Below are 350 nucleotides of genomic sequence, written 5' to 3'. Positions count from 1 at the left end.
GCCATGATTTTCCAGGATGCGTTGTCGGCGTTGAATCCGGTGTTGACGGTGGGGTATCAGCTGGGGGAGATGTTCCGGGTGCATCAGGGGCTTTCGCGGAGGGAGGCGAAGGCCAAGGCTGTGGAGTTGATGGACCGGGTGCGGATTCCTGCGGCGAAGGCGCGGGTGGATGATTTTCCGCATCAGTTCTCGGGTGGTATGCGTCAGCGGATCATGATTGCGATGGCGTTGGCGTTGGAGCCGGATCTGATCATTGCGGATGAGCCGACGACGGCGTTGGATGTGACGGTTCAGGCGCAGGTGATGGAGCTTCTTGCTGATTTGCAGCGGGAGTTCAACATGGGTCTGAT

Annotated in this window: 1 protein-coding gene; it reads left to right on the top strand. The window is 59.1% G+C overall.

Going from position 1 to position 350, the window contains the following annotated elements; genetic code table 11:
- Positions 1-350: ATP-binding cassette domain-containing protein (locus IO40_RS0132855; protein ID WP_031176691.1), on the top strand; the 350-nt coding region annotated here is incomplete at both ends.

It is taken from the genome of Streptomyces albus subsp. albus, assembly GCF_000725885.1.
Classification (GTDB): Bacteria; Actinomycetota; Actinomycetes; order Streptomycetales; family Streptomycetaceae; genus Streptomyces; species Streptomyces albus.
The sequence above is the reverse complement of the archived record's forward strand: the minus strand, read 5'-3'. Positions and strand labels throughout refer to the sequence as shown.